21 protein-coding genes are annotated in these 20,803 nt (G+C 66.6%); 8 read left to right on the top strand and 13 right to left on the bottom strand.

What is annotated here, in order from left to right; translation table 11 throughout:
* Window positions 1-49: 49 nt before the first annotated feature.
* A complete protein-coding gene (locus Q4G14_RS00470; protein ID WP_303359750.1) occupies window positions 50-805 on the bottom strand; it encodes a ComF family protein in 756 nt (251 codons plus the stop codon).
* Between Q4G14_RS00470 and Q4G14_RS00475 the strand changes: the two genes are divergently transcribed.
* The 4 genes from Q4G14_RS00475 (at window position 804) to Q4G14_RS00490 (ending at window position 4,286) form a co-directional block, all read left to right on the top strand.
* Entirely contained in the window at window positions 804-1,643 is an 840-nt protein-coding gene (locus Q4G14_RS00475; protein ID WP_303359751.1) for a methyltransferase domain-containing protein, read from the top strand. The genes Q4G14_RS00470 and Q4G14_RS00475 overlap by 2 nt on opposite strands.
* Entirely contained in the window at window positions 1,640-2,668 is a 1,029-nt protein-coding gene (gene hemH / locus Q4G14_RS00480) for a ferrochelatase (RefSeq protein WP_303359752.1), read from the top strand. The genes Q4G14_RS00475 and hemH overlap by 4 nt, the downstream gene beginning before the upstream one ends.
* A 122-nt stretch (window positions 2,669-2,790) precedes the next feature.
* A complete protein-coding gene (locus tag Q4G14_RS00485) occupies window positions 2,791-3,366 on the top strand; it encodes a TetR/AcrR family transcriptional regulator (protein WP_303359753.1) in 576 nt (191 codons plus the stop codon).
* Window positions 3,363-4,286 (top strand): DMT family transporter, encoded by a 924-nt coding sequence (locus Q4G14_RS00490; RefSeq protein WP_303359754.1) that lies wholly within the window; start codon window positions 3,363-3,365, stop codon window positions 4,284-4,286. The genes Q4G14_RS00485 and Q4G14_RS00490 overlap by 4 nt, the downstream gene beginning before the upstream one ends.
* A 51-nt stretch (window positions 4,287-4,337) precedes the next feature.
* Here the strand turns inward: Q4G14_RS00490 and Q4G14_RS00495 are convergent, their stop codons facing one another.
* Window positions 4,338-4,988 (bottom strand): L,D-transpeptidase, encoded by a 651-nt coding sequence (locus tag Q4G14_RS00495; RefSeq protein ID WP_303359755.1) that lies wholly within the window; start codon window positions 4,986-4,988, stop codon window positions 4,338-4,340.
* A 234-nt stretch (window positions 4,989-5,222) separates the two neighbouring features.
* Between Q4G14_RS00495 and Q4G14_RS00500 the strand changes: the two genes are divergently transcribed.
* Window positions 5,223-5,783 carry a CAP domain-containing protein gene (locus tag Q4G14_RS00500; RefSeq protein ID WP_303359756.1) on the top strand — a complete coding sequence of 187 codons (561 nt, stop codon included), beginning with the start codon at window positions 5,223-5,225 and terminating at the stop codon, window positions 5,781-5,783.
* 93 nt (window positions 5,784-5,876) lie between these two features.
* Here the strand turns inward: Q4G14_RS00500 and Q4G14_RS00505 are convergent, their stop codons facing one another.
* The 6 genes from Q4G14_RS00505 to Q4G14_RS00530 all read right to left on the bottom strand — a co-directional run bounded on the left by Q4G14_RS00505 (window position 5,877) and on the right by Q4G14_RS00530 (window position 12,370).
* Window positions 5,877-6,416 carry a murein L,D-transpeptidase family protein gene (locus Q4G14_RS00505; RefSeq protein ID WP_303359757.1) on the bottom strand — a complete coding sequence of 180 codons (540 nt, stop codon included), beginning with the start codon at window positions 6,414-6,416 and terminating at the stop codon, window positions 5,877-5,879.
* A 64-nt stretch (window positions 6,417-6,480) separates the two neighbouring features.
* Window positions 6,481-7,707 (bottom strand): class I SAM-dependent RNA methyltransferase, encoded by a 1,227-nt coding sequence (locus tag Q4G14_RS00510; protein WP_303359758.1) that lies wholly within the window; start codon window positions 7,705-7,707, stop codon window positions 6,481-6,483.
* Window positions 7,704-9,548, bottom strand: coding sequence for an ABC transporter ATP-binding protein (locus tag Q4G14_RS00515; protein ID WP_303359759.1), 1,845 nt, complete (start codon window positions 9,546-9,548; stop codon window positions 7,704-7,706). The genes Q4G14_RS00510 and Q4G14_RS00515 overlap by 4 nt, the downstream gene beginning before the upstream one ends.
* A gap of 79 nt (window positions 9,549-9,627) precedes the next feature.
* Window positions 9,628-10,767 carry a CCA tRNA nucleotidyltransferase gene (locus Q4G14_RS00520; protein ID WP_303359760.1) on the bottom strand — a complete coding sequence of 380 codons (1,140 nt, stop codon included), beginning with the start codon at window positions 10,765-10,767 and terminating at the stop codon, window positions 9,628-9,630.
* The gene (locus Q4G14_RS00525; RefSeq protein ID WP_303359761.1) at window positions 10,764-11,357 is read right to left on the bottom strand and encodes a CoA pyrophosphatase; all 594 of its coding nucleotides are present in this window, start codon (window positions 11,355-11,357) and stop codon (window positions 10,764-10,766) included. The genes Q4G14_RS00520 and Q4G14_RS00525 overlap by 4 nt, the downstream gene beginning before the upstream one ends.
* Window positions 11,354-12,370: an Hsp33 family molecular chaperone HslO gene (locus tag Q4G14_RS00530; protein WP_303359762.1), complete on the bottom strand. Its 1,017-nt coding sequence runs from the start codon at window positions 12,368-12,370 to the stop codon at window positions 11,354-11,356. Before Q4G14_RS00530 ends, Q4G14_RS00525 begins: the two co-directional genes overlap by 4 nt.
* Before the next feature lie 222 nt (window positions 12,371-12,592).
* Here Q4G14_RS00530 and Q4G14_RS00535 point away from each other — a divergent pair, with 222 nt between their 5' ends.
* Entirely contained in the window at window positions 12,593-13,030 is a 438-nt protein-coding gene (locus Q4G14_RS00535) for an NUDIX hydrolase (RefSeq protein ID WP_303359763.1), read from the top strand.
* A 23-nt stretch (window positions 13,031-13,053) separates the two neighbouring features.
* Here Q4G14_RS00535 and Q4G14_RS00540 read toward each other — a convergent pair whose 3' ends face one another.
* Both Q4G14_RS00540 and acnA read right to left on the bottom strand, forming a co-directional pair.
* Window positions 13,054-13,767, bottom strand: a complete 714-nt coding sequence (locus Q4G14_RS00540) for a copper homeostasis protein CutC (RefSeq protein WP_303359764.1) — start codon at window positions 13,765-13,767, stop codon at window positions 13,054-13,056.
* A 112-nt stretch (window positions 13,768-13,879) separates the two neighbouring features.
* Complete coding sequence (acnA, locus tag Q4G14_RS00545; protein ID WP_303359765.1) at window positions 13,880-16,651, bottom strand: aconitate hydratase AcnA; 2,772 nt, start codon at window positions 16,649-16,651, stop codon at window positions 13,880-13,882.
* Between the two features lie 218 nt (window positions 16,652-16,869).
* Between acnA and Q4G14_RS00550 the strand changes: the two genes are divergently transcribed.
* Window positions 16,870-17,862, top strand: coding sequence for a thioredoxin family protein (locus tag Q4G14_RS00550; protein ID WP_303359766.1), 993 nt, complete (start codon window positions 16,870-16,872; stop codon window positions 17,860-17,862).
* Window positions 17,863-17,911: 49 nt separating this feature from the next.
* Window positions 17,912-18,490, top strand: coding sequence for a TIGR02281 family clan AA aspartic protease (locus Q4G14_RS00555; protein WP_303359767.1), 579 nt, complete (start codon window positions 17,912-17,914; stop codon window positions 18,488-18,490).
* On the opposite strand, the gene Q4G14_RS00560 is transcribed toward Q4G14_RS00555, so the two are convergent.
* The 3 genes from Q4G14_RS00560 to Q4G14_RS00570 are packed head-to-tail and all read right to left on the bottom strand — an operon-like array spanning window position 18,487 to window position 20,644.
* Window positions 18,487-19,095 (bottom strand): inner membrane-spanning protein YciB, encoded by a 609-nt coding sequence (locus Q4G14_RS00560; RefSeq protein WP_303359768.1) that lies wholly within the window; start codon window positions 19,093-19,095, stop codon window positions 18,487-18,489. The genes Q4G14_RS00555 and Q4G14_RS00560 overlap by 4 nt on opposite strands.
* A 15-nt stretch (window positions 19,096-19,110) precedes the next feature.
* Window positions 19,111-20,010: an EamA family transporter gene (locus Q4G14_RS00565; RefSeq protein ID WP_303359769.1), complete on the bottom strand. Its 900-nt coding sequence runs from the start codon at window positions 20,008-20,010 to the stop codon at window positions 19,111-19,113.
* A 10-nt stretch (window positions 20,011-20,020) separates the two neighbouring features.
* Window positions 20,021-20,644 (bottom strand): MarC family protein, encoded by a 624-nt coding sequence (locus Q4G14_RS00570; RefSeq protein ID WP_303359770.1) that lies wholly within the window; start codon window positions 20,642-20,644, stop codon window positions 20,021-20,023.
* Window positions 20,645-20,803: the final 159 nt, after the last annotated feature.

The raw sequence follows: 20,803 nt of genomic DNA on the forward strand, positions 1-20,803 counted from the left end.
CCAAGCTGCGTATTTGGGCAAACAGGAAGCCAGGCCGTCGGTCTGCGGATCAGTCCTGTTTGACCGCGCGGGCCAGCGTTACCACCGAAACCGGGCCAGAGCCTGCGGCGATCAGCGCATTTGCCGCCTCGGTCAGGGTTGCGCCCGAGGTCATCACGTCATCGACCAGCAGCACGGCCCGGCCCTGCACGGCGCGGGCGCGGCGATTCGGCACGGTCAGGCTGCCGGCGATATTGGCGAAGCGGTCGGACACGCCTTTGTGATCCTGCCCTTCGGTATAATGGGGGCGGGTCAGCAGGTCGGGCATGTGGTCCAGCCCGCGCAGGCGTGCCAGCCCCGCCGACAGCAGTTCGGCCTGATTGTATTTGCGTTTCAGCAGCCGCCGCCAGTGGATCGGCACCGGGGCGACGATCATGCCCGGCCGGATCAGCGGTGCCGCCGCGCGCGACAGCCAGCCCGCCAGCGCCGGGGCCAGATCGGCCCGGTCGCCGTGTTTCAGGGCCAGCACGATGCCTCGCCCGGTTCCGGTATAGACCATCGCCGCCCGGCCCGCGCGCCACGGGCGCGGCGTGCGCAGGCATTCGTCGCAGATGGCCAGATCGGCGATGCCGGTGCCGTCATCGGGCAGGGGGGCGCCGCAGCGGGTGCAGCAGGTGCCGGTGATGAACCGCGTTTCGCGCCAGCAGTCGGGGCACAGGCCGCCGTCTTCGCTGACGCCATCGCCGCAGCCAAGGCATTGCGGCGGATACAGCAGCCGCAATGCGCCTTTCATCACGCTGCGAAGCCCATTATGTTGCAGCCCCATGCGGACCCCTTCCCCGAATGACCGACCGGCACTGACCGACCGTGATGCGCTGACGACGCGCCGAGGCCGTGCCCTGCGCCGTGGCCCGGACGATTTCCTGCACCGAATCGCCGCCGCCGAGGTCGAGGATAGGCTGGCCGAGGTTAACAGGCGGTTTACGTCGCAGGTTGTCGTGGCCGGGCTGCCGGAACTTTGGCAGGCGTATCGCCCGCAGGCCCGTGTGATCGCCGATGATCCGGTGCTGGATCTGCAACCCGGCGCGTATGATCTGGTGATCCACGCCATGGCGCTGCACTGGGCCGATGATCCGGTCGGGCAGATCATCCAATGCGCCCGCGCGCTGCGCCCGGACGGGCTGTTCATGGCCGTGCTGCCGGGCGGCGAGACCCTGGCCGAGCTGCGCGCCGCGCTGGCCGAGGCCGAGGCGGCGGAGACCGGCGGGCTGTCGCCGCGCGTGCTGCCGATGGCTGAAATCCGCGATCTTGGCGGGTTGTTGCAGCGATCCGGGCTGGCGCTGCCGGTGGCCGATCAGCTGCACCTGCCTGCCAGCTATCGCAGCGTGACCGACCTTGCCCGCGATCTGCGCGGCATGGGCGAAACCAACGTCATGGCCGCCCGGTTGCGCCGCCCGACGCGGCGCGGCGTCTTTGCCCGCGCCGAAGCGTTGCTGCATGACCGCTTTGCCGATCCTGACGATCCGGCGCGGTTCCGCACCGGCTTTGACCTGATTTTCCTGACCGGCTGGTCGCCTGATGACAGCCAGCAGAAACCGCTCCGCCCCGGTTCGGCCCAGATGCGGCTGGCCGATGCCCTGAACCCTGACAGGAACCAGCCATGACGCCAGTCCACGCCCCCGCCGACCACCCGGCAATGCCGCCCGCCAAGGTGGGCATCCTGATCGCCAATCTGGGCACGCCCGATGGCTATGACTATTGGTCGATGCGGCGTTATCTGAACGAGTTTCTGTCGGACAAGCGGGTGATCGACTATCCGGCGTGGAAATGGCAGCCGCTGTTGCAGGGCATCATCCTGACCAAGCGGCCCTTTACCTCGGGGGCGAATTACAAGCTGATCTGGAACCACGAAGCGGATGAAAGCCCGCTGATGACCATTACCAAACAACAGGTTACGGCGCTGCGGGCCGCTGCGCAGGCGGAATGGGGCGACCGGGTGATGGTCGATTTCTGCATGCGCTATGGCAACCCCTCGACGCAGGATGTGCTGGATCGGATGGTCAAGGCGGGCTGCACGCGGATCGTGTTCCTGCCGCTGTATCCGCAATATGCCGGGGCGACCTCGGCCACGGCGAATGACCAGTTGTTCCGTGCGCTGATGGCGCAGAAATGGCAACCCGCCGTGCGCACGGTCGAGCCTTACTTCGACCGTGCCGACTATATCGACGCGCTGGCGCAATCGGTCGAACGCGCGCTGGATGGCAAGGTGCCGGGCAAGCTGGTCGCCAGCTATCACGGGATGCCCCGGCGTTACCTGATGGAAGGCGACCCCTATCACTGCCAGTGCCAAAAGACCTCGCGGCTGTTGCAGGAACGGCTGGGCTGGCCCGATGGGGTGATCGACACCACCTTCCAGTCGGTGTTCGGCACCGAGGAATGGCTGCGCCCCTATACGGTCGAACATGTCGCCGAACTGGCGCGAGCGGGGCATACCGACATCGCCGTGATCTCGCCCGCTTTTGCCGCCGATTGCATTGAAACGCTTGAGGAAATTCAGGGCGAAATCCGTGAGGCGTTCGAACATGCGGGCGGTCAGCAGTTCACCTATATCCCCTGCCTGAACGACGATGCGGCGCATATTCAGGTGCTGCTGAACGTGGTGCGCGAAAATATCGGCGGCTGGGTCTGAGGCCGGTTGCCGGTTGCGGTGTTTTTCGTCTGTGCCTGCCCTGCGGTTTCAGGGCTGTTTTTGCAGGGGGCGGGTTGTTATGGGGCTTGCAATAGATAGACTGGTCTATCTATTTAGGGGCCATGACACAGGAAACCCCCACTGCTGATTCTCCGCGCGACCGGCTGCTGACGGCCGCAGCGGCGCTGTTTTATAATGACGGCATTAACGCCACCGGCACCGATGCGATCATCCGGCGGGCCGATGTGGCGCGGCAGAGCCTGTATAACAATTTCGGCTCCAAGGCCGGGTTGGTGGCGGCCTATCTGACTGCGCGGCATGATGAATGGCTGGCGCTGCATGCGGCGCGGGCGGCGGTGGCGCAGACCCCGGCGGATCGGGTGCTGGCGGTGTTCGACGCCTATCAGGACCATGCCGAAGATGCTTATGAGCGTGGCTTTCGCGGTTGTGGCCTGCTGAATGCTGCTGCCGAGCTGCCCGCCGATGATCCGGGCCGCGATGCCGTGCGCGCGCATAAGGAACAGGTCGAGGGGTTCTTGCGCGATGCGCTGGCCGAGTTGACCGCCGATCCTGAACCCGTGGCCCGGCATCTGGCCTTTCTGCTGGAAGGGGCCATCACCCGCGCCGGGCTGGAACGCCGCAGCGATTGCGTGGCGCAGGCCCGCGCGATGGCGGCCAAGATACTGGCGGCGCTATGAGCGGGCGGGATCAGATAACCGGGGTTCTGGCGGTGCTGTTCGCCTCGGTCGTCTGGGGCACGACCGGCACGGCGGCGACCTTTGCCCCCGAGGTCGGCGCGGCGGCCATCGGTGCGGCGGCCATGGGAATCGGCGGGCTGATGCAGGCCGTGTTGGCCGGGCAGGGGATCACCCGCGCGCTGCCTGCCTTGCGGCGCGACTGGCGGCTGCTGGTTCTGGGCGGGGTGTCGGTGGCGGTCTATCCGCTGGCGTTCTATGGCTCGATGCGGCTGGCCGGGGTGACGATCGGCACGGTTATCACCATCGGGTCCGCCCCGCTGCTGGCGGCGCTGCTGGAACGGGTGCTGGACGGCACGCGCCTGTCGCCGCGCTGGATGGCGGGGGCGGGGCTGGGGCTGGCCGGGATGGTGCTGCTGTGCATCGCGGAGAGCAGCGGCCATGCCAGCGGCGGGCAGGGGCAGGTTCTGCCCGGCGTTCTGCTGGGGCTGATCGGTGGGCTGACCTATGCGGTTTATTCCTGGGCCGCGCGCGGGCTGATGCTGCGCGGGATACGCGGGCGCGTGGCCATGGGTGCTGTGTTCGGTCTGGGTGGGCTGATGCTGATGCCGGTGCTGATCGCGACCGGCGCGCCGTTTCTGGCCTCGTGGAGCAATGCCGCCGTGGGGGCCTATATGGCGGTGGTGCCGATGTTTCTGGGCTATGTCGCCTTTGGGGCCGGTCTGGCGCGGATACCGGCCAGCACCGCCACCACCATTTCGCTGTCTGAACCCGTGGTGGCCGCCTTGCTGGCCATTGCGGTGGTGGGCGAGCGGCTGGTGCCGATGGGCTGGGTCGGGGTCGGGCTGATCGTGGTCTGTCTGGCGGTCATCACGCTGCCCTTGCCACGGTGGCGGCAGGGGCGCGAGGTTGGTCCGGCGTGACGGGACCGCCCGAAGGTGCGTATTTAGGCAAACAGGAAGCCGCAGGCCGGGTCAGATCAGCAGCACCTGCGTGCCGACCTTGGTGTTGTCATACAGCCATTTGATGTGTTCGTTATACAGGCCGACGCAGCCGTTCGAGGATTTGCGCCCGATCTTGCGCGTGTCATGTGTGCCGTGGATGCGGTAATATTGCCAGCTGAGCCACAGCGCATGGGTGCCCAGGGGGTTGTCGGGGCCGGGGCCGACGAAATCGGGCCATTCGGGGTTGCGCTTCTTCATTTCCGGTGTGGGTGCCCAGCTGGGGCCTTCGACCTTGCGGATGATCTCGGTCCGGCCGCGGCGGGTCAGGTCTTCGCTGACCGGGATCGAGGTTGGATACATGCGGTAGGTCTGCCCGTCCTCGGACCAGTAGGACAGCGCGCGCGAGGTCAGATCGACCAGCACCGCGCCATTGGTCAGGTCGGTGAAATAGGGCCGCCAGTCCAGCACGCGAAAGCTGGAGGTGTTGCGGCGGTTATCCTGTGCGGCGTCATATTGCACTGCGCCGAAATCGGGGGTGGCGCCTGGCGTGGCCCCGGTGATGGGCTGGCCGGTGTAGGGGTCGATGCCTTGGGCGAATGCCTGCGGTGCCAGCAGACCGGCGGCGCCCACAGCGGCGGCCGAGGTCAGGAAAGCGCGGCGGTTCAGCGCGGGTGTTTTCATCGGTCATGTCCTTCGTTCTGCGCCCGCCCGGTCTTGTGCCGGGTCTGGCTGCTCGATTCTGCCGGGCGCGATATTGCCGGAATTTAGGCGTCGAGTCTTTGGCCCCGCAAATCAAACAGCCGTCATTGATCCGGGGTGTGACATTCCTGCGGCATCACGTATTCTTGGGTTTGATTGCGCCCTGTGACCCGGATAATGGGCGGAAAAACAAAATCGAGTGGACGAGGGAATTTCATGCGCAATGTTCAGGCCATTGCCGTTCTGGCCGCGCTGGCACTGTCGGGGTGCAATACGCAGTTGCAGGTGCCGCCATGGGCGGGCGGCGGCGGAGGTGCTGTTGCGCCCGAGCCGGGGATTGTCGCGCCCGATACCGGGGCCGCGCCGGTCGCCTATACCATCACGCAATCCGAGGGGCAGCAGATTCCGGGCCGTGTTCTGGCGCAGGTGAACAGTTTGCGCGCGGGCAGCGGGCTGGCTCCGCTGATGTTGTCGCCGCAATTGTCGGCGGCGGCGGCGGTGCATTCGCGCGACATGGCCGGGCAGAACCGGGCGTGGCATTGGGGGTCTGACGGGTCGTCGCCCGCCGAACGGGCGCAGCGGCAGGGGTTTTACGGGCATGTGCTGGGTGAAAACATCTCGGAATCCTATGAAAACGACATGCAGACGCTGAACGCATGGATGCAGGTGCGTGACACGCGCGACATCATCATGGACCCGACCGCGACCCAGCTTGGCTTTGCCTGGTATCAGGAAGACACCCGCAAGATCTGGTGGACGCTGCTGACCGGGCGCTGATCGGCGGATCGGGGCAAGCAGCCAGCCGATATGACAAGGCCCCGGAGATGATCCGGGGCCAGTTTCATTGCGACGGTTCAGGCGTTGCGCCGATCAGGGGTTGATGACGATCGGCACGCCGGGGCGCAGCATGGCATAGATTTCTTCGATTTCGCTGTCCTCGACGGCGATGCAGCCGGCGGTCCAGTCTTTCTTGCGGGCGTTTTTGGCGACTGCGCCTTCGTCGCCGCGGCCGTGGATGAAGATGTCATTGCCGGCGCGGAAGCCCATGGATTGCGCAAAAGCGGTGTCCTGCGGGCTGGGATAGCTGACGCCGACCGACAGGTGATAGCGGCTGCGCGGGTTAAAGCGGTCGATGTGATACACACCCTCGGGCGTTTTGCCGTCGCCTTCAAAGCGTTTGGCACCGACGGGCTGGTTGCCCAGTTCGACGTCGTAGGATTTTACCACCGTCTGACCGCTGAGCATATGCATCCGGCGCGCGCCCTTGTTAACCACGATCTGCGTGATCGGCGGGCCGTCATAGCTGCGGAATTTGGATGGGGTTGGGGACAAACTGTCGCCGCCACCGCCGCAGGCCGCCAGAGCGGTCAGCAGGGCAAGCGCAAGGAAATTGCGAATAGCTCGGATCATCACTGCCTCGGGAATCGCGCTGATGCGCTGTTATATCGCAGCAATACCTAACACATGGTTAGCGTCAGTTCCAGTTTCGGCGGAAATGCGCGGCGACTTCGACATGCGGCGACCAGCGGAACTGGTCGATCACGCTGAGCCGGGTGATGGCGAAACCGGCATCGGCCAGAATCCGCGCATCGCGGGCGAAATTCACCGGATCGCAGGACACAAAGGCGACGGTTGCGATTTGCGAGGCGGCGATCTGGCGCGTCTGTGCCTCGGCCCCGGCGCGGGGCGGGTCGATCACGATTGCGTCAAAGCGGGCCAGTTCGTCAGGCAAAAGCGGGCGTTTCGCCAGATCGCGCGTCTCGGTCGTGATTCGATGCAGGCCCTGCGCGGCGCGCCACCCGGCATCCAGCGCGGTCAGCGGGGCGGGCAGCCCTTCGACCGCGTGAACATCAGCGTTTTCGGCCAGCGGCAGGGCAAAAGTGCCGATGCCCGCGTAAAGATCGGCGATGCGGGCGGCATCGGCCACAGCGGTGCGGACCTCGGTCCGCAGGGCGGCCTCGCCATCCTGGGTGGCCTGCAAGAACGCGGCGGGCGGCGGCACCACCTGCGCGCGGCCCATGGGCAGGGCAGGGGCGCGGCGGGTCAGCGGCACCTCGCCCCATGTCAGCCGCGCCAGATCGCCCGCCGCCGCCAGCCCGGCCAGCGTTTGCGTCAGCGCCGCATCCGCAGGCTTGCCGCCGGTCGCGGTCACGTCCAGCCCGGCGGGGGTGTGGATCACCGTCAGCGACACCTCGCCACTGCGCGAGGCCCCCGCCGCCACGATCTGCCGCAGCAGCGGCAGCGCGGCCATGATCGCCGGGTGCAGCACATGGCAATCGGCCAGATCGACGATCACATCCGAGGCCCGCGCGTGAAACCCGACCAGCGCGCCCTTTTTCGTGCGCCGCCCCGACAGCACCGCCCGCCGCCGCGACCGTGGGGGCGAGGTGTGGATGGCATCCACCGCCCGGCCGATCCCCTGCGCGGCCAGTGCGGTTTCGACCACCTGCCGTTTCCAGCCGGCCACAAAGCCGTCGCTGGCGTGCATCAGGCCACACCCGCCGCAGGCGCGGTAATGCGGGCAGGGTGCGCGCACCCGATCAGGCGAGGGCGTCAGGATGCGCAGGGCATTGATGCGGCCTTCAACCGGCTCGCCCTCGATCACCTCGCCGGGCAGGGTCAGGGCGGCAAGGGCGCGGTCATCCCCGCGCAGCGCCACGCCGTCGCCGCGTCGGCCCAGCCGTTCGACCACCCAGTTCATTCTGCTGCCTCGTCCACCGCCAGAAAGCCGCCTGATTGCCGGTTCCAATAGCGCGCGTAAAGCCCCCCGCGCGCCAGCAGATCGTCATGGGTGCCGTCCTCGACGATGCGGCCCTGATCCAGCACGATGATCCGGTCCAGTTCGGCGATGGTGGACAGGCGATGTGCGATGGCCAGCACGGTCTTGCCCTGCATGGCGCGGGTCAGGGCGGTCTGGATCTGCGCCTCGACCTCGCTGTCCAATGCGCTGGTTGCCTCGTCCAGCACAAGGATCGGGGCGTCCTTCAGAAAGGCGCGGGCCAGCGCGATGCGCTGACGCTGGCCGCCCGACAGCTTGACCCCGCGTTCGCCCAGATGCGCGTCATAGCCGCTGCGGCCCGCGTGATCGCGCAGGGTCAGGATAAAGTCATGCGCCTCGGCGGCGCGGGCGGCGGTCTCGATCTGATCCTGCGTCGCGCCGGGGCGGCCATAGGCGATGTTGTCGCGGGCCGAGCGGTTGAACATCGCGGTTTCCTGCGTGACCATGGCGATCTGCTGGCGCAGGCTTTCCTGCGTGACGGTGCGGATGTCCTGCCCGTCGATGCGGATGGCCCCGCGCTCTACGTCGTAAAGCCGCAGCAGCAGCGCCACCAGCGTCGATTTCCCCGCCCCCGAGGCCCCGACGATGCCGATCTTTTCGCCCGGCGCGATGTGCAGCGTGACGCCATCCAGCCCGCCCTGACCCTTGCCATAGGCGAAATCGACGGCCTGAAAATCGACCTGGCCCGTCACGCGGTCCAGCGCGATGGCATCGGGGGCGTCGGTCAGCGCGTGCGGCGGGGTCAGGGTCAGCATCCCGTCCTCGACCTCGCCGATATTGCCCCACATCGCCATCAGCGACATGCTGACCCAGCCGGTCATCTGCGCCAGCCGCATGGCGATGGCCCCCGCAGCGGCCACATCGCCGGGCGTGGCCAGCCCGTCCTGCCACAGCATGATGGTGCCGCCGATCAGGATCACCGGCAGGATACCGGCGATGACCATCAGCGACAGCCGGAACCAGCTGGACACGACGCCGAAATCCAGCGCCCGTTCGCGGAAACCGGCCATCGCGCCAAGGGCGGCGCGGTCTTCGTGCGCGTGATGGGCGAACAGTTTCACCGTCTTGATATTGGTGATCGTATCGACGACCTGCCCCGTCACCATCGCCCGCGCGCTGGCCCGCTCGCCCGAGCGGGCGCGGATGCGCGGCAGAAAGAACCGGATCAGCCCCAGATAGACCCCCAGCCACAGGATCAGCGCCACCCCGGCCCAGCCATCGACGCCCAGCATGAAGGCCGCCGATCCGATGACGCTGGCCAGCGCAAAGGCCACCACGTTGACGGTATCGGTCGCCACATCGGTGACGGCGCGGGCGGTCTGCATCTGCTTTTGCGCCAGCCGCCCGGCGAAATCGTTGTCAAAGAAGGTGACGGAATGGCCCATGGTCCAGCGGTGCAGCCGCGACATCACCAGCGGCAGGATATTCGGCCCGATAATCATCGAGGACGTGGCGGTGGAAAACCCGAACACGACGGGCCGGATCAGCAGGAAAAACACCGCGAAGGCCGCGATCAACAGGCCGCTGTCGGCCCAGAACGTGCCGGGCGAGGACAGCGCCACCGCATCGACCACCCGGCCCAGCAGCCAAGCCGACATCACATCGGTGATCCCGCCAAGCGCCGAGGCAAAAGCAGCCAGTGCCAGCCCGCCCCATGACCCCGACAGGCACCAGCGGAAAAAAGCGATCAGGCTGCGCGGTGGCGGGCCTTCGGCGGGGCGAAAGGCATCGACCATGCGGCCAAAGCGGGCGTGCAGATTCATGAGGTGACCTTTGGCTGTGCGGCGCGGTCGGCGCGTGGGTCGCTGGGCGAGAGGGAGGCGGCATGTTGGCGGGGATCGGTCATGGCGCGGCCTTGGCTGCGGCGATCAGATCGGCGCGCGGCAGAGTAAAGCCACTGGCGATCCACGCGGTTTCCGCCGCCGACAGGGCGCGGCCAAGGGCGGGGCCGGTCAGATCGGGCAGCAGATCGGCGGCGCTGATCGGCAGCGGGGCGGCGCTGTCGATGATGGTGCGCCAGTCATGGGGCAGGGGGGTGCCGCGCGCCGCCGCGATCAGGGCGGCATCCGTCGCCATGGCGGGGCCAAGGCGATAGGCGGTTTCCTCCAGCGGCCAGTTCCGGGCTTTGGTCAGGCTGTCCTGCGCCTTGGCCTCGGGGCGCGACAGGCGCAGATGGGCGGTATCCGCTGTCAGCAGGGCAAGGCGGCGGGGCCAGTCGGGGGCGGTGCGGCTGGCCTGCTCCAGCGCGATCAGGGCGGGCAGCGCCTGCGGATCGGCGCCGGGCAAAACATGCGGCAGCACGCCGGTTTGGGCCATCAGCGCCACGGCGGGGCAGGGATCGGGGGCGGCCAGCAGCTTGCGCAGCTCGGCCCCGATGCGTTCGGCGGAAATCTTTTCCAGACCGGCGGATAATTCGGTGCAGGCAACAATGGCATCGCGGTCCACATCCCGCCCATACCACGCCAGAAAGCGGAACAGCCGCAGGATGCGCAGGTAATCTTCGGCAATGCGGGCGCGGGCGTCGCCGACAAAGCGCAGGCGCCGCGCCGCCAGATCGGGCAGGCCGCCCACCGGGTCGATCACCCGGCCATCGCGGGCGGCATACAGCGCGTTCATGGTGAAATCGCGGCGGGCGGCGTCATCCTCGATCCGGTCGGAAAAGGCCACTACGGCGCGGCGGCCATCGGTTTCCACGTCGCGGCGAAAGGTGGTGACTTCGAACCCGGTGCCACCTGATACGACCGTGACGGTGCCATGGTCGATGCCGGTTGGCACCGGGCGCAGCCCTGCCGCCTTGGCCAGTTCCATGACGCGGGCGGGCGGGGCTGGGGTGGCGATGTCCACATCCGAAACGGCCGCGCCGATCAGCGCGTTGCGCACACAGCCGCCGACCAGCAAGGCGCGGTGGCCGCCGCCCTCGATCGCGTCCAGCACGGCGATCAGCGCCGGGTCATGCAGAAAGGCGGCGTTGACGCGGGTCACGCTGCGATCCGCCGGGCCAGAGCATACAGGATGCGCGCCGTCGCCCCCCACAGGTAATAGGGGCCAAAGGGTGCTGCGTGATAGGCCCGCCATTGCCCGCGCCAATATCGCCCCTCGACGCGATAGCGCGCCGGGTCGGTGACATGGGCAAAGGGCAGCCAGAACGCCTCGGCCACCTCGCCGGGTTCGGGCCGGGGGGTGAAGTCGCCGTCGATCAGCGCCAGCACCGGCGTTACGGCAAAGCCGGTCACGGTGCGATGCGGCGGCAGGGTGCCCAGGATGCGCAGTTGCGCGGCGCTCAGCCCGATTTCCTCGTCCGCTTCGCGCAATGCGGCGGCGACGGCATCGGCATCGCCGGGATCGACCTTGCCGCCGGGCAGCGCGATCTGGCCGGGGTGGTGGCGCATGGTCGCGGCGCGTTGTGTCAGGATCAGCCGGCCGTTACGGGCATCAAACGCCGCCAGCACCCCCGCCGGACGCAAGCTGCCCTGCGGGGGCGGTGCGTCCGGGTTCAGGTCAAAATCCGAGGTCGGCCCTGCCGTCACCGACAGGGCCTTGTCCAGCAGATCGGGCGACCATGGCCGGATCACGGTTGCGCCGTGATCGGGTTGCCTTGGGCGTCGATGGTCGCCTCGAACCCGAGACTGCGCGGGTCAAAGCTGTAATGCGCGCCGCAGAACTGGCAATCGGCGGTGACGGTGCCTTGCGGCGTGGTCATATGGCCGATGTCCTTTTGGCTGTAGATCGACAGCGTGCCGCGCACCCGGTCTTCGTCGCAGGAACAGCCGAACTCGATCCGCTGCGGGTCAAAGACGCGCGGCGATTCTTCGTGGAACAGGCGCAGCAGCAGATTGGTGGGCGCGACCGAGGGGCCGATCAGCTCTATCGTTTCCACCGTGTCCAGCAGGATGTTGGCGCGGTTCCAATCCTCGGATTCGGCGCCTTGCAGGATGTCGGCGGCCTCGATCAGCCCGCCTTCGCCGCTGCCGCCGCCGTCCTCGGTTGTGGTCATCGGCTGGCCCGGCAGGGTTTGCAGCATGATACCCCCGGCGCGGAACGTCGGATCGTCGCCGGGCTGGCGCGATTCGCCAAAGGCAAGCTGGAACCGGGTCGGCAATTGTTCGGATTGCGCGAAATAGGTCGATGCGCAGGCCGACAGCGATCCGCCCGCCAGCGGGGTGATGCCCTGATAGGGCGTGGTGCCCGTGCCCTGGTCGATCAGGATGGCGAAATAGCCTTCGCCGATCTGGTCAAAGAAGGGGCGGTCATCCAGCCGGGTTTCGTCAAAGCTGGCCCATGCGCGGATGCGGGCCGGCGCGCCATCGGATTGCGGGGCATAGTAATCGGCGGCGATGGTGCGGATTGCGCCCTTGCCGCGCACCTGCACCGACAGTTTCCAGCGCAGCTTGATCGTGGGGCCGATCAGCGCGGTCAGCAGCGCCACCTCGGCCACGGCGGCGGCGACCGGGGCGGGGTAGGCGTGGCGGGACAGGATGTGATCCAGCACCCCGTCCAGCCGCAGCACGCGCCCGCGGATGTCGGGGCGGTCAAGCTGGAACGGCAGAACGGTGTCGTCCCATGCGATCTGGTTGATCGTATTCATCTTTGGTCCTTTGAAATGCGTCTGGCCTGATGCGGCGGCCGCTGTTGGCGCTAATATAGGGCGGTGGTGCGTCGATCCCAAGGGCGGCCTTGACGTCACCGCCGCAGCGGGGGATTTCACATCCCCCGCACCCCCTGTGGGATATTTGTCAAACGAAAGACGGGGCGGGTTTTGCGTGATGCGGGTTGGCGTTAAGCTGCGTCGAGATTTCGGAGTGTGCGCATGATCCCGCGTTACGACCGCCCGCCTGTGGCCGGGCAGAGATACCGGCGGCGGCCCGGTGCTTATGCCTTGCTGCTGCGAGGGGGGCAGGTTTTGCTGACCCATCAGGCCGCGCCGGTGCCAGAGTTTCAACTGCCCGGCGGGGGGATTGATCCGGGCGAGCATCCGTTGGCTGCGTTGCACCGCGAGGTGTTCGAGGAAACCGGCTGGACGATGGGTGCGGCGCGGCGGATCGGGCAGTATCGGCGTTTCGTGTTCATGCCGGAATACGACATGTTCGCGGAAAAGGTCTGTTCCGTCTGGCTGGCGCGGCCGGGGGTGCGGCGCGCGGCTCCGACCGAGGCGGGGCATTCGGCGCATTGGCTGCCTTTGCCGCAGGCTGTGGCGGCGTTGGGTGATCCGGGCGCGCGGGCGGTTTTGCGGCGGTTTTTGCGATAGGCCGGTGTGATCCGTTGTGCGGGTCAGCTCTGCGCCATGGCGCGGGCCAGTGCGGCCACGGCGCTGCCATCGGTCATGGCGCGTTGTGGCGGCAGGTTCAGCGGTGCCAGGTGGTGCGGTTCGGGCTGCATCCTTGCGCAAGAGGCGTGCAGCGCGTCCACCCCCAGCGGCAGTAACAGCGGCACCGCAGCCGTATCCACCGCGCCGCCGGGCATGATTTCGATGCGCCCGCCCGCCGCCTGCACCAGTGCCGCGATACGATCGGCCCCCGCCACCGCCGTTGCCGCCCCGCCCGAGGTCAGGATGCGGTCAAAGCCCAGATCGACCAGCATATTCAGCGCCGCGAATGGGTCGGGGGCCAGGTCGAAGGCGCGATGCACCGTTGCCTGACCGTTGCTGGCGTCGCGCAGCCGGGCCATGGCGTCGCGATCCAATTGCCCGTCGGGCAGGCTGACCCCGGTGACGATGCCGGGCAGACCGGCGGCCTGCACTGCCGCGATGTCGGCCTGCATCGCGCGCAGTTCATCCGGGGTGTAGACAAAGCCGCCGGGGCGGGGGCGGATCATCGCGTGGCATGGCACGCCGCAGTCGCGCGCCAGTGCGATCAGTCCGGGCGCGGGCGTCAGCCCGCCTACGGCCAGCGCGGCGCAAAGCTCGATCCGCTCTGCGCCATTGGCGCAGGCCACCGCCAGCCCCTGAGGGTCGTCAACGCAGATTTCAAGGATGGGGCGGGGCATGATGGGCGGCCTTGCTGGTCAGGGGCATGGGCTGGTGGTTTGGCGACCCCGTGCGGGGCGCAAAGAAAAGCCCCGGCGGACCGGGGCTTTTCCTTGGCTTGTCAGCGCGCGATCAGGACGCGGCCAGATTGCGCAGCACATAGTGCAGCACGCCGCCGTTTTCGAGGTATTCGATTTCCACCTCGGTATCGACGCGGGCCTTGAGCTGGATTTCCTTCACCGTGCCATCTGCATAGGTGATGGTGGCGGGAACCAGCGACAGCGGTTTGAACTCACCTGCCAGACCGCTGATCGAGATCACCTCGTCGCCGGTCAGGTTCAGCGATTTGCGGTTGTCGCCGCCCGTGAACTCGAACGGGACGACGCCCATGCCGACCAGGTTCGAGCGGTGGATGCGTTCAAACGATTCCGCGATCACCGCCTTGACGCCCAGCAGGTTGGTGCCCTTGGCCGCCCAGTCACGCGACGAACCGGCACCGTATTCCTTGCCGCCGATCACGACCAGAGGCGTTCCCTGCTCGACATAGGACATTGCTGCATCATAGATCGCCGCCTGTTTGCCCGAGGCATCCTTCGAGAAGCCGCCCTCGACCCCGTCCAGCATCTCGTTCTTGATGCGGATATTGGCGAAGGTGCCGCGCATCATGATTTCGTGGTTGCCACGGCGCGAGCCGTAGCTGTTGAAATCACGCGGGGCGACCTGACGTTCGGTCAGATAGCGTCCGGCAGGCGTTTCCGCCTTGAACGAACCGGCGGGCGAGATGTGGTCGGTGGTAATCATGTCGCCCAGCAGGGCCAGAACCCGCGCGCCCTCGATATTGTGGATCGCGCCCTTGTCCTTGCTCATGCCCTGGAAATAGGGCGGGTTCTGGATATAGGTCGAGCTTGCCGGCCAGTCATAGGTTTCGCTGTCGGTGGTTTCCACCGCCTGCCAGCGTTCGTCGCCCTTGAACACATCGGCGTATTTCGCCTGGAACATTTCGCGGGTGACGATGGTATCGACCAGATCGGCGACCTCTTTGCTGGTCGGCCAGATGTCTTTCAGGAACACCGGCTTGCCCTCGGGCGTGTAGGCCAGCGGTTCAGAGGTCAGGTCGATGTTCATGTCGCCCGCGATGGCATAGGCGACGACCAGCGGCGGGCTGGCCAGATAGTTGGCGCGCACGTCCGGGCTGATCCGGCCTTCAAAGTTGCGGTTGCCCGACAGGACCGACACGGCGACCAGATCGTTGTCGTTGATCGACTTGGAAATTTCCGGCGCCAGCGGGCCAGAGTTGCCGATGCAGGTGGTGCAGCCGAAACCGACAAGGTTAAAGCCAAGCGCGTCCAGATCGTCTTGCAGGTTCGCGGCCTTCAGATATTCCTCGACCACCTGGCTTCCGGGGGCCAGCGAGGTTTTCACCCACGGCTTGCGGGTCAGGCCAAGGGCGCGCGCCTTGCGGGCGACCAGGCCGGCGGCCATCAGCACATAGGGGTTCGAGGTATTGGTGCAAGAGGTGATCGACGCGATCACCACCGAACCGTCATGCAGCTTGTAATCCGCGCCTTCGACCGCACCGGCGTTATAGCCGTCCAGATGGCCGGGCAGGTGATCGGGGGCCGGTGCGCCGCCTTCGTCGTTCCATTCCTTGATCTCGGCGCGGGCGGGTTCGGGCAGCTTGCGGGTGCCGCTGATGAACTTGCTGAACTCATAGGCCGAATCGGTCAGGGCGACGTGATCCTGCGGGCGTTTCGGGCCGGAAATCGCGGGCACGACATCGCCCTGATCCAGTTCCAGCGTGCTGGTGTAGACCGGCGCATAATCGGCATCGCGCCAGAAGCCGTTTTCCTTGGCGTAAGCCTCGACCAGCGCGATACGGTCTTCGTCCCGGCCGGTCTGGCGCAGGTAACGCAGGGTTTCGTTGTCGATCGGGAAAAAGCCGCAGGTCGCGCCATATTCCGGGGCCATGTTGGCGATGGTGGCGCGGTCGGCCAGCGGCATGTGATCCAGACCTTCGCCATAGAATTCGACGAATTTGTTCACAACACCATGGGCGCGCAGCATCTGCACGACCTTCAGCACCAGATCGGTGGCGGTCACGCCCTCGCGCAGCGCGCCGGTGATCTTGAAGCCCACAACCTCGGGGATCAGCATGGAAATCGGCTGGCCCAGCATCGCGGCCTCGGCCTCGATCCCGCCGACGCCCCAGCCCAGAACGGCAAGGCCATTGACCATCGTCGTATGCGAGTCGGTGCCGACAAGCGTGTCAGGATAGGCCACGGTCGCGCCGTTCTGGTCGGTATCGGTCCAGACGGTCTGCGCCAGATATTCAAGGTTGACCTGATGGCAGATGCCGGTGCCGGGCGGCACCACGCGGAAGTTGTTGAACGCCTTTTGGCCCCATTTCAGGAAGGTATAGCGTTCAAGGTTGCGTTCATATTCCAGTTCCACGTTGCGCTGAAACGCGCGGGGCGTGCCGAATTCGTCGATCATGACCGAGTGGTCGATGACCAGATCGACCGGGTTCAGCGGGTTGATTTTCTGCGGGTCGCCGCCAAGGTTCCTGATCCCGTCGCGCATCGCGGCAAGGTCAACGACCGCCGGAACGCCGGTGAAATCCTGCATCAGCACGCGGGCCGGGCGATAGGCGATCTCGCGCGGGTTCTTGCCGCCCTTTTCCGCCCATTCGGCGAATGCCTTGATGTCGTCCACGGAAACCGTGCGCCCGCCGTCTTCAAAGCGGAGCATGTTTTCCAGCACAACCTTGAGGCTGGCGGGCAGTTTCGAAAAATCGCCCAGGCCCGCTTGGGTCGCGGCGGGGATCGAGTAATAGGAAATATCCTTGCCGCCTGCGCTCAGCTTGCGGCGGGTTTTCGCGGTGTCGGTTCCGGTGACGATGGGCATCGGGGCCTCCCTGTCTGCATCATGATGGGTTCGGCTGCACCCGCCCTGATTGCCCCAGGTGAGCGGGGTAAGCAAGGCTCGGCTGTTTTGGTATGCAATCGCATACACTGTTATCTTCTGTTGCTCAAGGGGCACGGTGACATGTGTTTAACAAACGGTTGATTTGGCCCCGGCCCCGAAAAAACCCTATCACTGTTGGAATGACGCAGGTGGGAATCATGACAGGGCGCGGAATGGCGCGGGGGCGGCGGTTGCGTGCGACGCTGGCCGCCGGGCTGCTGGCGCTGGTGGGCGGTGTTGCGCTGTTGCCCGGCGGAATGGCGCGGGCGGAAACCGTATCGGCGCTCGATTCCGTGCGCATCGACGCATCCGACGCGCTTGGCCGCGCCATCGAAGGCGTGCTGAGCGGCGCGATCAGCCTGCCCGAACCCGTGCATCGTCATCCGCAGGTGCCGGTGATCGGCGCGCGGGGGCTGTCGGGGCAAAACGCGCTGCTTGCCGGGGACGTTGCGGTGCCCGATGCCGGGTCGCTGCCGCTGTCGCGCCTGCCCGTGGTGGTCGAGCTGTTCACCTCGCAGGGGTGTTCCAGCTGCCCGCCCGCCGATGCGATGATGGCCGAGCTGGCGCGTCAGCCCGATGTGCTGCCGCTGACCTTCAACGTCGATTACTGGAATTATCTGGGCTGGGCCGACAGCTTTGCCCGCCCGCAGTTCACCCAGCGGCAGAAAAACTATGCTGCGGCGGCGGGCGAACGCTCGGTCTATACGCCGCAGGTGATCGTGGACGGGCAGGATACGCTGCTGACGCCGCGCCCGGCGGATCTGATGGCGCTGGTCGATATGCACCGCGCCAGCCCGGCCATGCTGACCGTGGTGCCACAGCGCGACGGTGCCCGGCTGCTGCTGGAGTTTCAGCCCCTGTCCGACCTGCCCGGTCCCTTTACCGTGCAACTGGTCGGCTATGTCCCCGAACGCAAGGTCGCGATCACGGCGGGCGAAAACCATGGCCGCACCATCACCTATCGCAACGTCGTGGTCAGCCTGCACAAGCTGGCCGACTGGGATGGCCGCCAGCCGCTGCGGCTGAGCGTTTCGCCGGGGCAGGATGTGCAGCCCGACCTGCCGCGCGACACCCGCAATGCCGTGCTGGTTCAACAGGTTCTGCCGCAGGGCCTGCCCGGCCCGATCATGGCGGCGATGCGGCTGGAATGATCCGGCCTTGCCTCTTGCACATGACGCCCGCGCAGGCCATCTGCGTGGGATGAGCGATTTGCTGGCACAGGATTGGGCGCGGCTGGTCTATCTGGGCCTGCTGCTGGTGTTCATCGGCGGCGCGCTGGTGTTCGAGGGCGCGGGCCGCCGCCGGCAGGCGCTGCGGCAGGCCGCGACATGGGCGATGCTGTTCGCGCTGGTCGCCGCCGGGGCAAGCTGGTGGCAGGACCGGCAATACAGCCCGCAGGTTTCAGGCGATGGCGCGCGGATCGAACTGCCGATGGGCCGCGACGGCCATTTCCACATCCAGGCCGAGGTGAACGGCACCCCCATCCACTTTATGATCGACACCGGCGCCAGCCAGCTTGTGCTGTCGCCACGCGATGCCCGCCGCGCCGGGTTCGACACCGGCACGCTGGCCTATACCCAGCGGGCGATGACCGCCAACGGCCCCGTGGACAGCGCCCCGGTGCGGATCGAGCGGCTGACCATCGGCCCCATCACCGACCGCAGCGTGGCCGCGCAGGTCAACGGGGCCGATATGGGCGTGTCGCTGATGGGCATGTCCTATCTGTCCGGCTTTGCCCGCGTCAGTATCGAGGGCGGGCGGATGATCCTTGAACGCTAGGCACCGCCGCCGCTCTGGTCGTCCTTGATGGCATAGCGGCTGAACAGGCCCGCATTGGCCATGATGAACACGAACAGGATCGCGGTCAGGCCAAAGGTCTTGAACCAGACCCATGTCGTTTCCGACATCGTGCGCCAGACGATTTCGTTCAGCACCGCCATGCCGACAAAGGCCACCGCCATGCGCTGCGTCAGGATGCGCCAGCCTTCGGGCTGCATCTTCAGCCCCGCCGACATCACCGCGCCCAGCCAGTTCTTGCCCGCCATCAGGCTGTAACCCAGCAGGCCCGCGAACAGCAGATAGACGATCGTCGGCTTCATCTTGAAAAAGCGCGGATCGTTCAGCCAGACCGACAGCCCGCCGAACACCAGCACCAGCACTAGCGTGACGATCTGCATCGCCGACAGATGCCCGGTCAGCCGCCACAGCGCCAGCGTGGACGCCACCAGCACCGGGATAAAGATCAGCGTGGCGACGATAAAGCCGGAATACTCGTTCCCCCACAGAACCACCGTCCTGTTGCGCAGCAGCATGAACACGACCAGAAACAGGATCAGCGGCCCCCACTCCAGCGCGCCTTTCAGCCATGGAAAGCGTTCGTTCATCGGTTCGTCCTTTCGTCAGCCCGCGAATTCCACGATCACCGCACCTGCCGCGATGCCCGCCATCAGCGCCATGCGCACCGGCCCGACCTTTTCGCGCAGGAACAGCCAGCCGACAAGAGCCGCAAACAGGGTCGAGGTTTCACGCAGCACCGCAGCGCGGCCCACATCGTCGATCCGTGTGGCCAGCATGATCGAGCCAAAGCTGGCAAAGGCGACAAACGCGCCGGTGATCCCGCGCAGCGCCAGCGGTCGCCACTCGGCCCGCGGCAGCGCCCGCAGACGGCGGTGCATCACCAGCGGCATGAACAGCGAATCCAGCAGGAAAAACCACGCCAGAAAGGTGAACGGGTCCGCCGCCTGCCGGATGCCCCAGGCGTCATAGGTGGTATAGACGGCAATCATCCCGCCCGTCACCACCGCCCAGCCAAGCGCGGGCATCAGCGTTTCCCGCCCCACATCCAGCCGCCGCAGGTTCCAGATCCCAAGGCCAAAGATCGCCGCCACCAGCAACAGCACGCCGCCCCATTGCGCGGGGCTGTAACGCTCGTTGAACAGGGCGGTGGCGGCAAGGATGGCAAACAGCGGCGCGGTGCCGCGCGCGACGGGATAGACGACGGTATAGGCCCCGCGCTGATACGACTGCGCCTGCGCCAGCTTATAGGCGATGTGGATCACCATCACCCCGGCCAGAATCGGCCACATATGCGGCTGCGGCCACGGCACCACGAACAGCGCAAAGGGCAGGGCGATCAGCCCGTAAAAGATGTCGATCACCGCGCGGCTGATCCACGGATCATGCCGCCCTTTTTGCAACGCCCCAAAGACAGCATGCAGAAATGCCGCCGAAATCGCCAGGATCGAGGCGACCCGCGCCCCCTCGGGCGTGCCGGTGATGGCGTCAATCCATGCAGTCATGCCCACAGCCCTAACCGAACAGCCCCGAGCCTTTCAGCCCGTCGATAATGAACTGAATCGCCAGCGCGGTCAGCAACATGCCCATCAGCCGCGTAATCACCATGACTCCGGTCCGGCCAAGCGCATTGGCCAGCGGCGTCGCTATCGCGAACAGAACGCCCATGATCGTCAGAACCGCCAGCATCACCAGCACGGTCATCGCCGTGTGCAGCAACCCCTGACCCTGCCCGACCAGCAGAATCATCGTGGCCAGCGCACCCGGCCCGGCAATCAGCGGCGTGGCCAGCGGAAAGACCGAAGGATCGGGCAGATCGTCGCCGCTGCCCTGCGCCTGTTCCTCACGCCGCTCGGTGCGGCGCTGGAACAGCATGTCCACGGCGGTCAGAAACAACAGCACTCCGCCCGCAATGCGAAACGCCGGAATGGAAATGCCGATCCCGGTCAAGATCACCTCGCCCGCCAGCCCGAACAGCGTCAGCAACCCCGCCGCCACGGCCAAGGCCCGCCAGGCAACGCGCCGCCGCTGCGCCACATCCATCCCGCCGGTCAACGCAATGAACAGCGGCGACAGGCCAATAGGGTCGATCACCACGAACAGCGTGACGAATGCGGTGATATAGGTGGCCATCTCCATGCCGCCTTATTACCCGCCACACAGCGCCTGCCAAGCCGCGCCAGCCCATCTTTGGTCCCAAAAATATCCCGGGGGAATCGCCGGAACGGCGATGGGGGCTGGCCCCCTGCGGCGGTGACATCCCCAGACCAACACCCATCACCACCCCCCTTCGCAGCG

The organism is Paracoccus sp. (in: a-proteobacteria) (assembly GCF_030538755.1).
Taxonomy (GTDB): domain Bacteria; phylum Pseudomonadota; class Alphaproteobacteria; order Rhodobacterales; family Rhodobacteraceae; genus Paracoccus.

Bases quoted from the DNA above. Each gene is read 5' to 3' on its own strand.
- Q4G14_RS00475 (WP_303359751.1), top strand. From the start codon at position 804: ATGCGGACCCCTTCCCCGAATGACCGACCGGCACTGACCGACCGTGAT.
- Q4G14_RS00470 (WP_303359750.1), bottom strand. From the start codon at position 805: ATGGGGCTGCAACATAATGGGCTTCGCAGCGTGATGAAAGGCGCATTG.
- hemH (WP_303359752.1), top strand. From the start codon at position 1,640: ATGACGCCAGTCCACGCCCCCGCCGACCACCCGGCAATGCCGCCCGCC.
- Q4G14_RS00485 (WP_303359753.1), top strand. From the start codon at position 2,791: ATGACACAGGAAACCCCCACTGCTGATTCTCCGCGCGACCGGCTGCTG.
- Q4G14_RS00490 (WP_303359754.1), top strand. From the start codon at position 3,363: ATGAGCGGGCGGGATCAGATAACCGGGGTTCTGGCGGTGCTGTTCGCC.
- Q4G14_RS00495 (WP_303359755.1), bottom strand. From the start codon at position 4,988: ATGAAAACACCCGCGCTGAACCGCCGCGCTTTCCTGACCTCGGCCGCC.
- Q4G14_RS00500 (WP_303359756.1), top strand. From the start codon at position 5,223: ATGCGCAATGTTCAGGCCATTGCCGTTCTGGCCGCGCTGGCACTGTCG.
- Q4G14_RS00505 (WP_303359757.1), bottom strand. From the start codon at position 6,416: ATGATCCGAGCTATTCGCAATTTCCTTGCGCTTGCCCTGCTGACCGCT.
- Q4G14_RS00510 (WP_303359758.1), bottom strand. From the start codon at position 7,707: ATGAACTGGGTGGTCGAACGGCTGGGCCGACGCGGCGACGGCGTGGCG.
- Q4G14_RS00515 (WP_303359759.1), bottom strand. From the start codon at position 9,548: ATGAATCTGCACGCCCGCTTTGGCCGCATGGTCGATGCCTTTCGCCCC.
- Q4G14_RS00530 (WP_303359762.1), bottom strand. From the start codon at position 12,370: ATGAATACGATCAACCAGATCGCATGGGACGACACCGTTCTGCCGTTC.
- Q4G14_RS00535 (WP_303359763.1), top strand. From the start codon at position 12,593: ATGATCCCGCGTTACGACCGCCCGCCTGTGGCCGGGCAGAGATACCGG.
- Q4G14_RS00540 (WP_303359764.1), bottom strand. From the start codon at position 13,767: ATGCCCCGCCCCATCCTTGAAATCTGCGTTGACGACCCTCAGGGGCTG.
- acnA (WP_303359765.1), bottom strand. From the start codon at position 16,651: ATGCCCATCGTCACCGGAACCGACACCGCGAAAACCCGCCGCAAGCTG.
- Q4G14_RS00550 (WP_303359766.1), top strand. From the start codon at position 16,870: ATGACAGGGCGCGGAATGGCGCGGGGGCGGCGGTTGCGTGCGACGCTG.
- Q4G14_RS00555 (WP_303359767.1), top strand. From the start codon at position 17,912: ATGAGCGATTTGCTGGCACAGGATTGGGCGCGGCTGGTCTATCTGGGC.
- Q4G14_RS00560 (WP_303359768.1), bottom strand. From the start codon at position 19,095: ATGAACGAACGCTTTCCATGGCTGAAAGGCGCGCTGGAGTGGGGGCCG.
- Q4G14_RS00565 (WP_303359769.1), bottom strand. From the start codon at position 20,010: ATGACTGCATGGATTGACGCCATCACCGGCACGCCCGAGGGGGCGCGG.
- Q4G14_RS00570 (WP_303359770.1), bottom strand. From the start codon at position 20,644: ATGGAGATGGCCACCTATATCACCGCATTCGTCACGCTGTTCGTGGTG.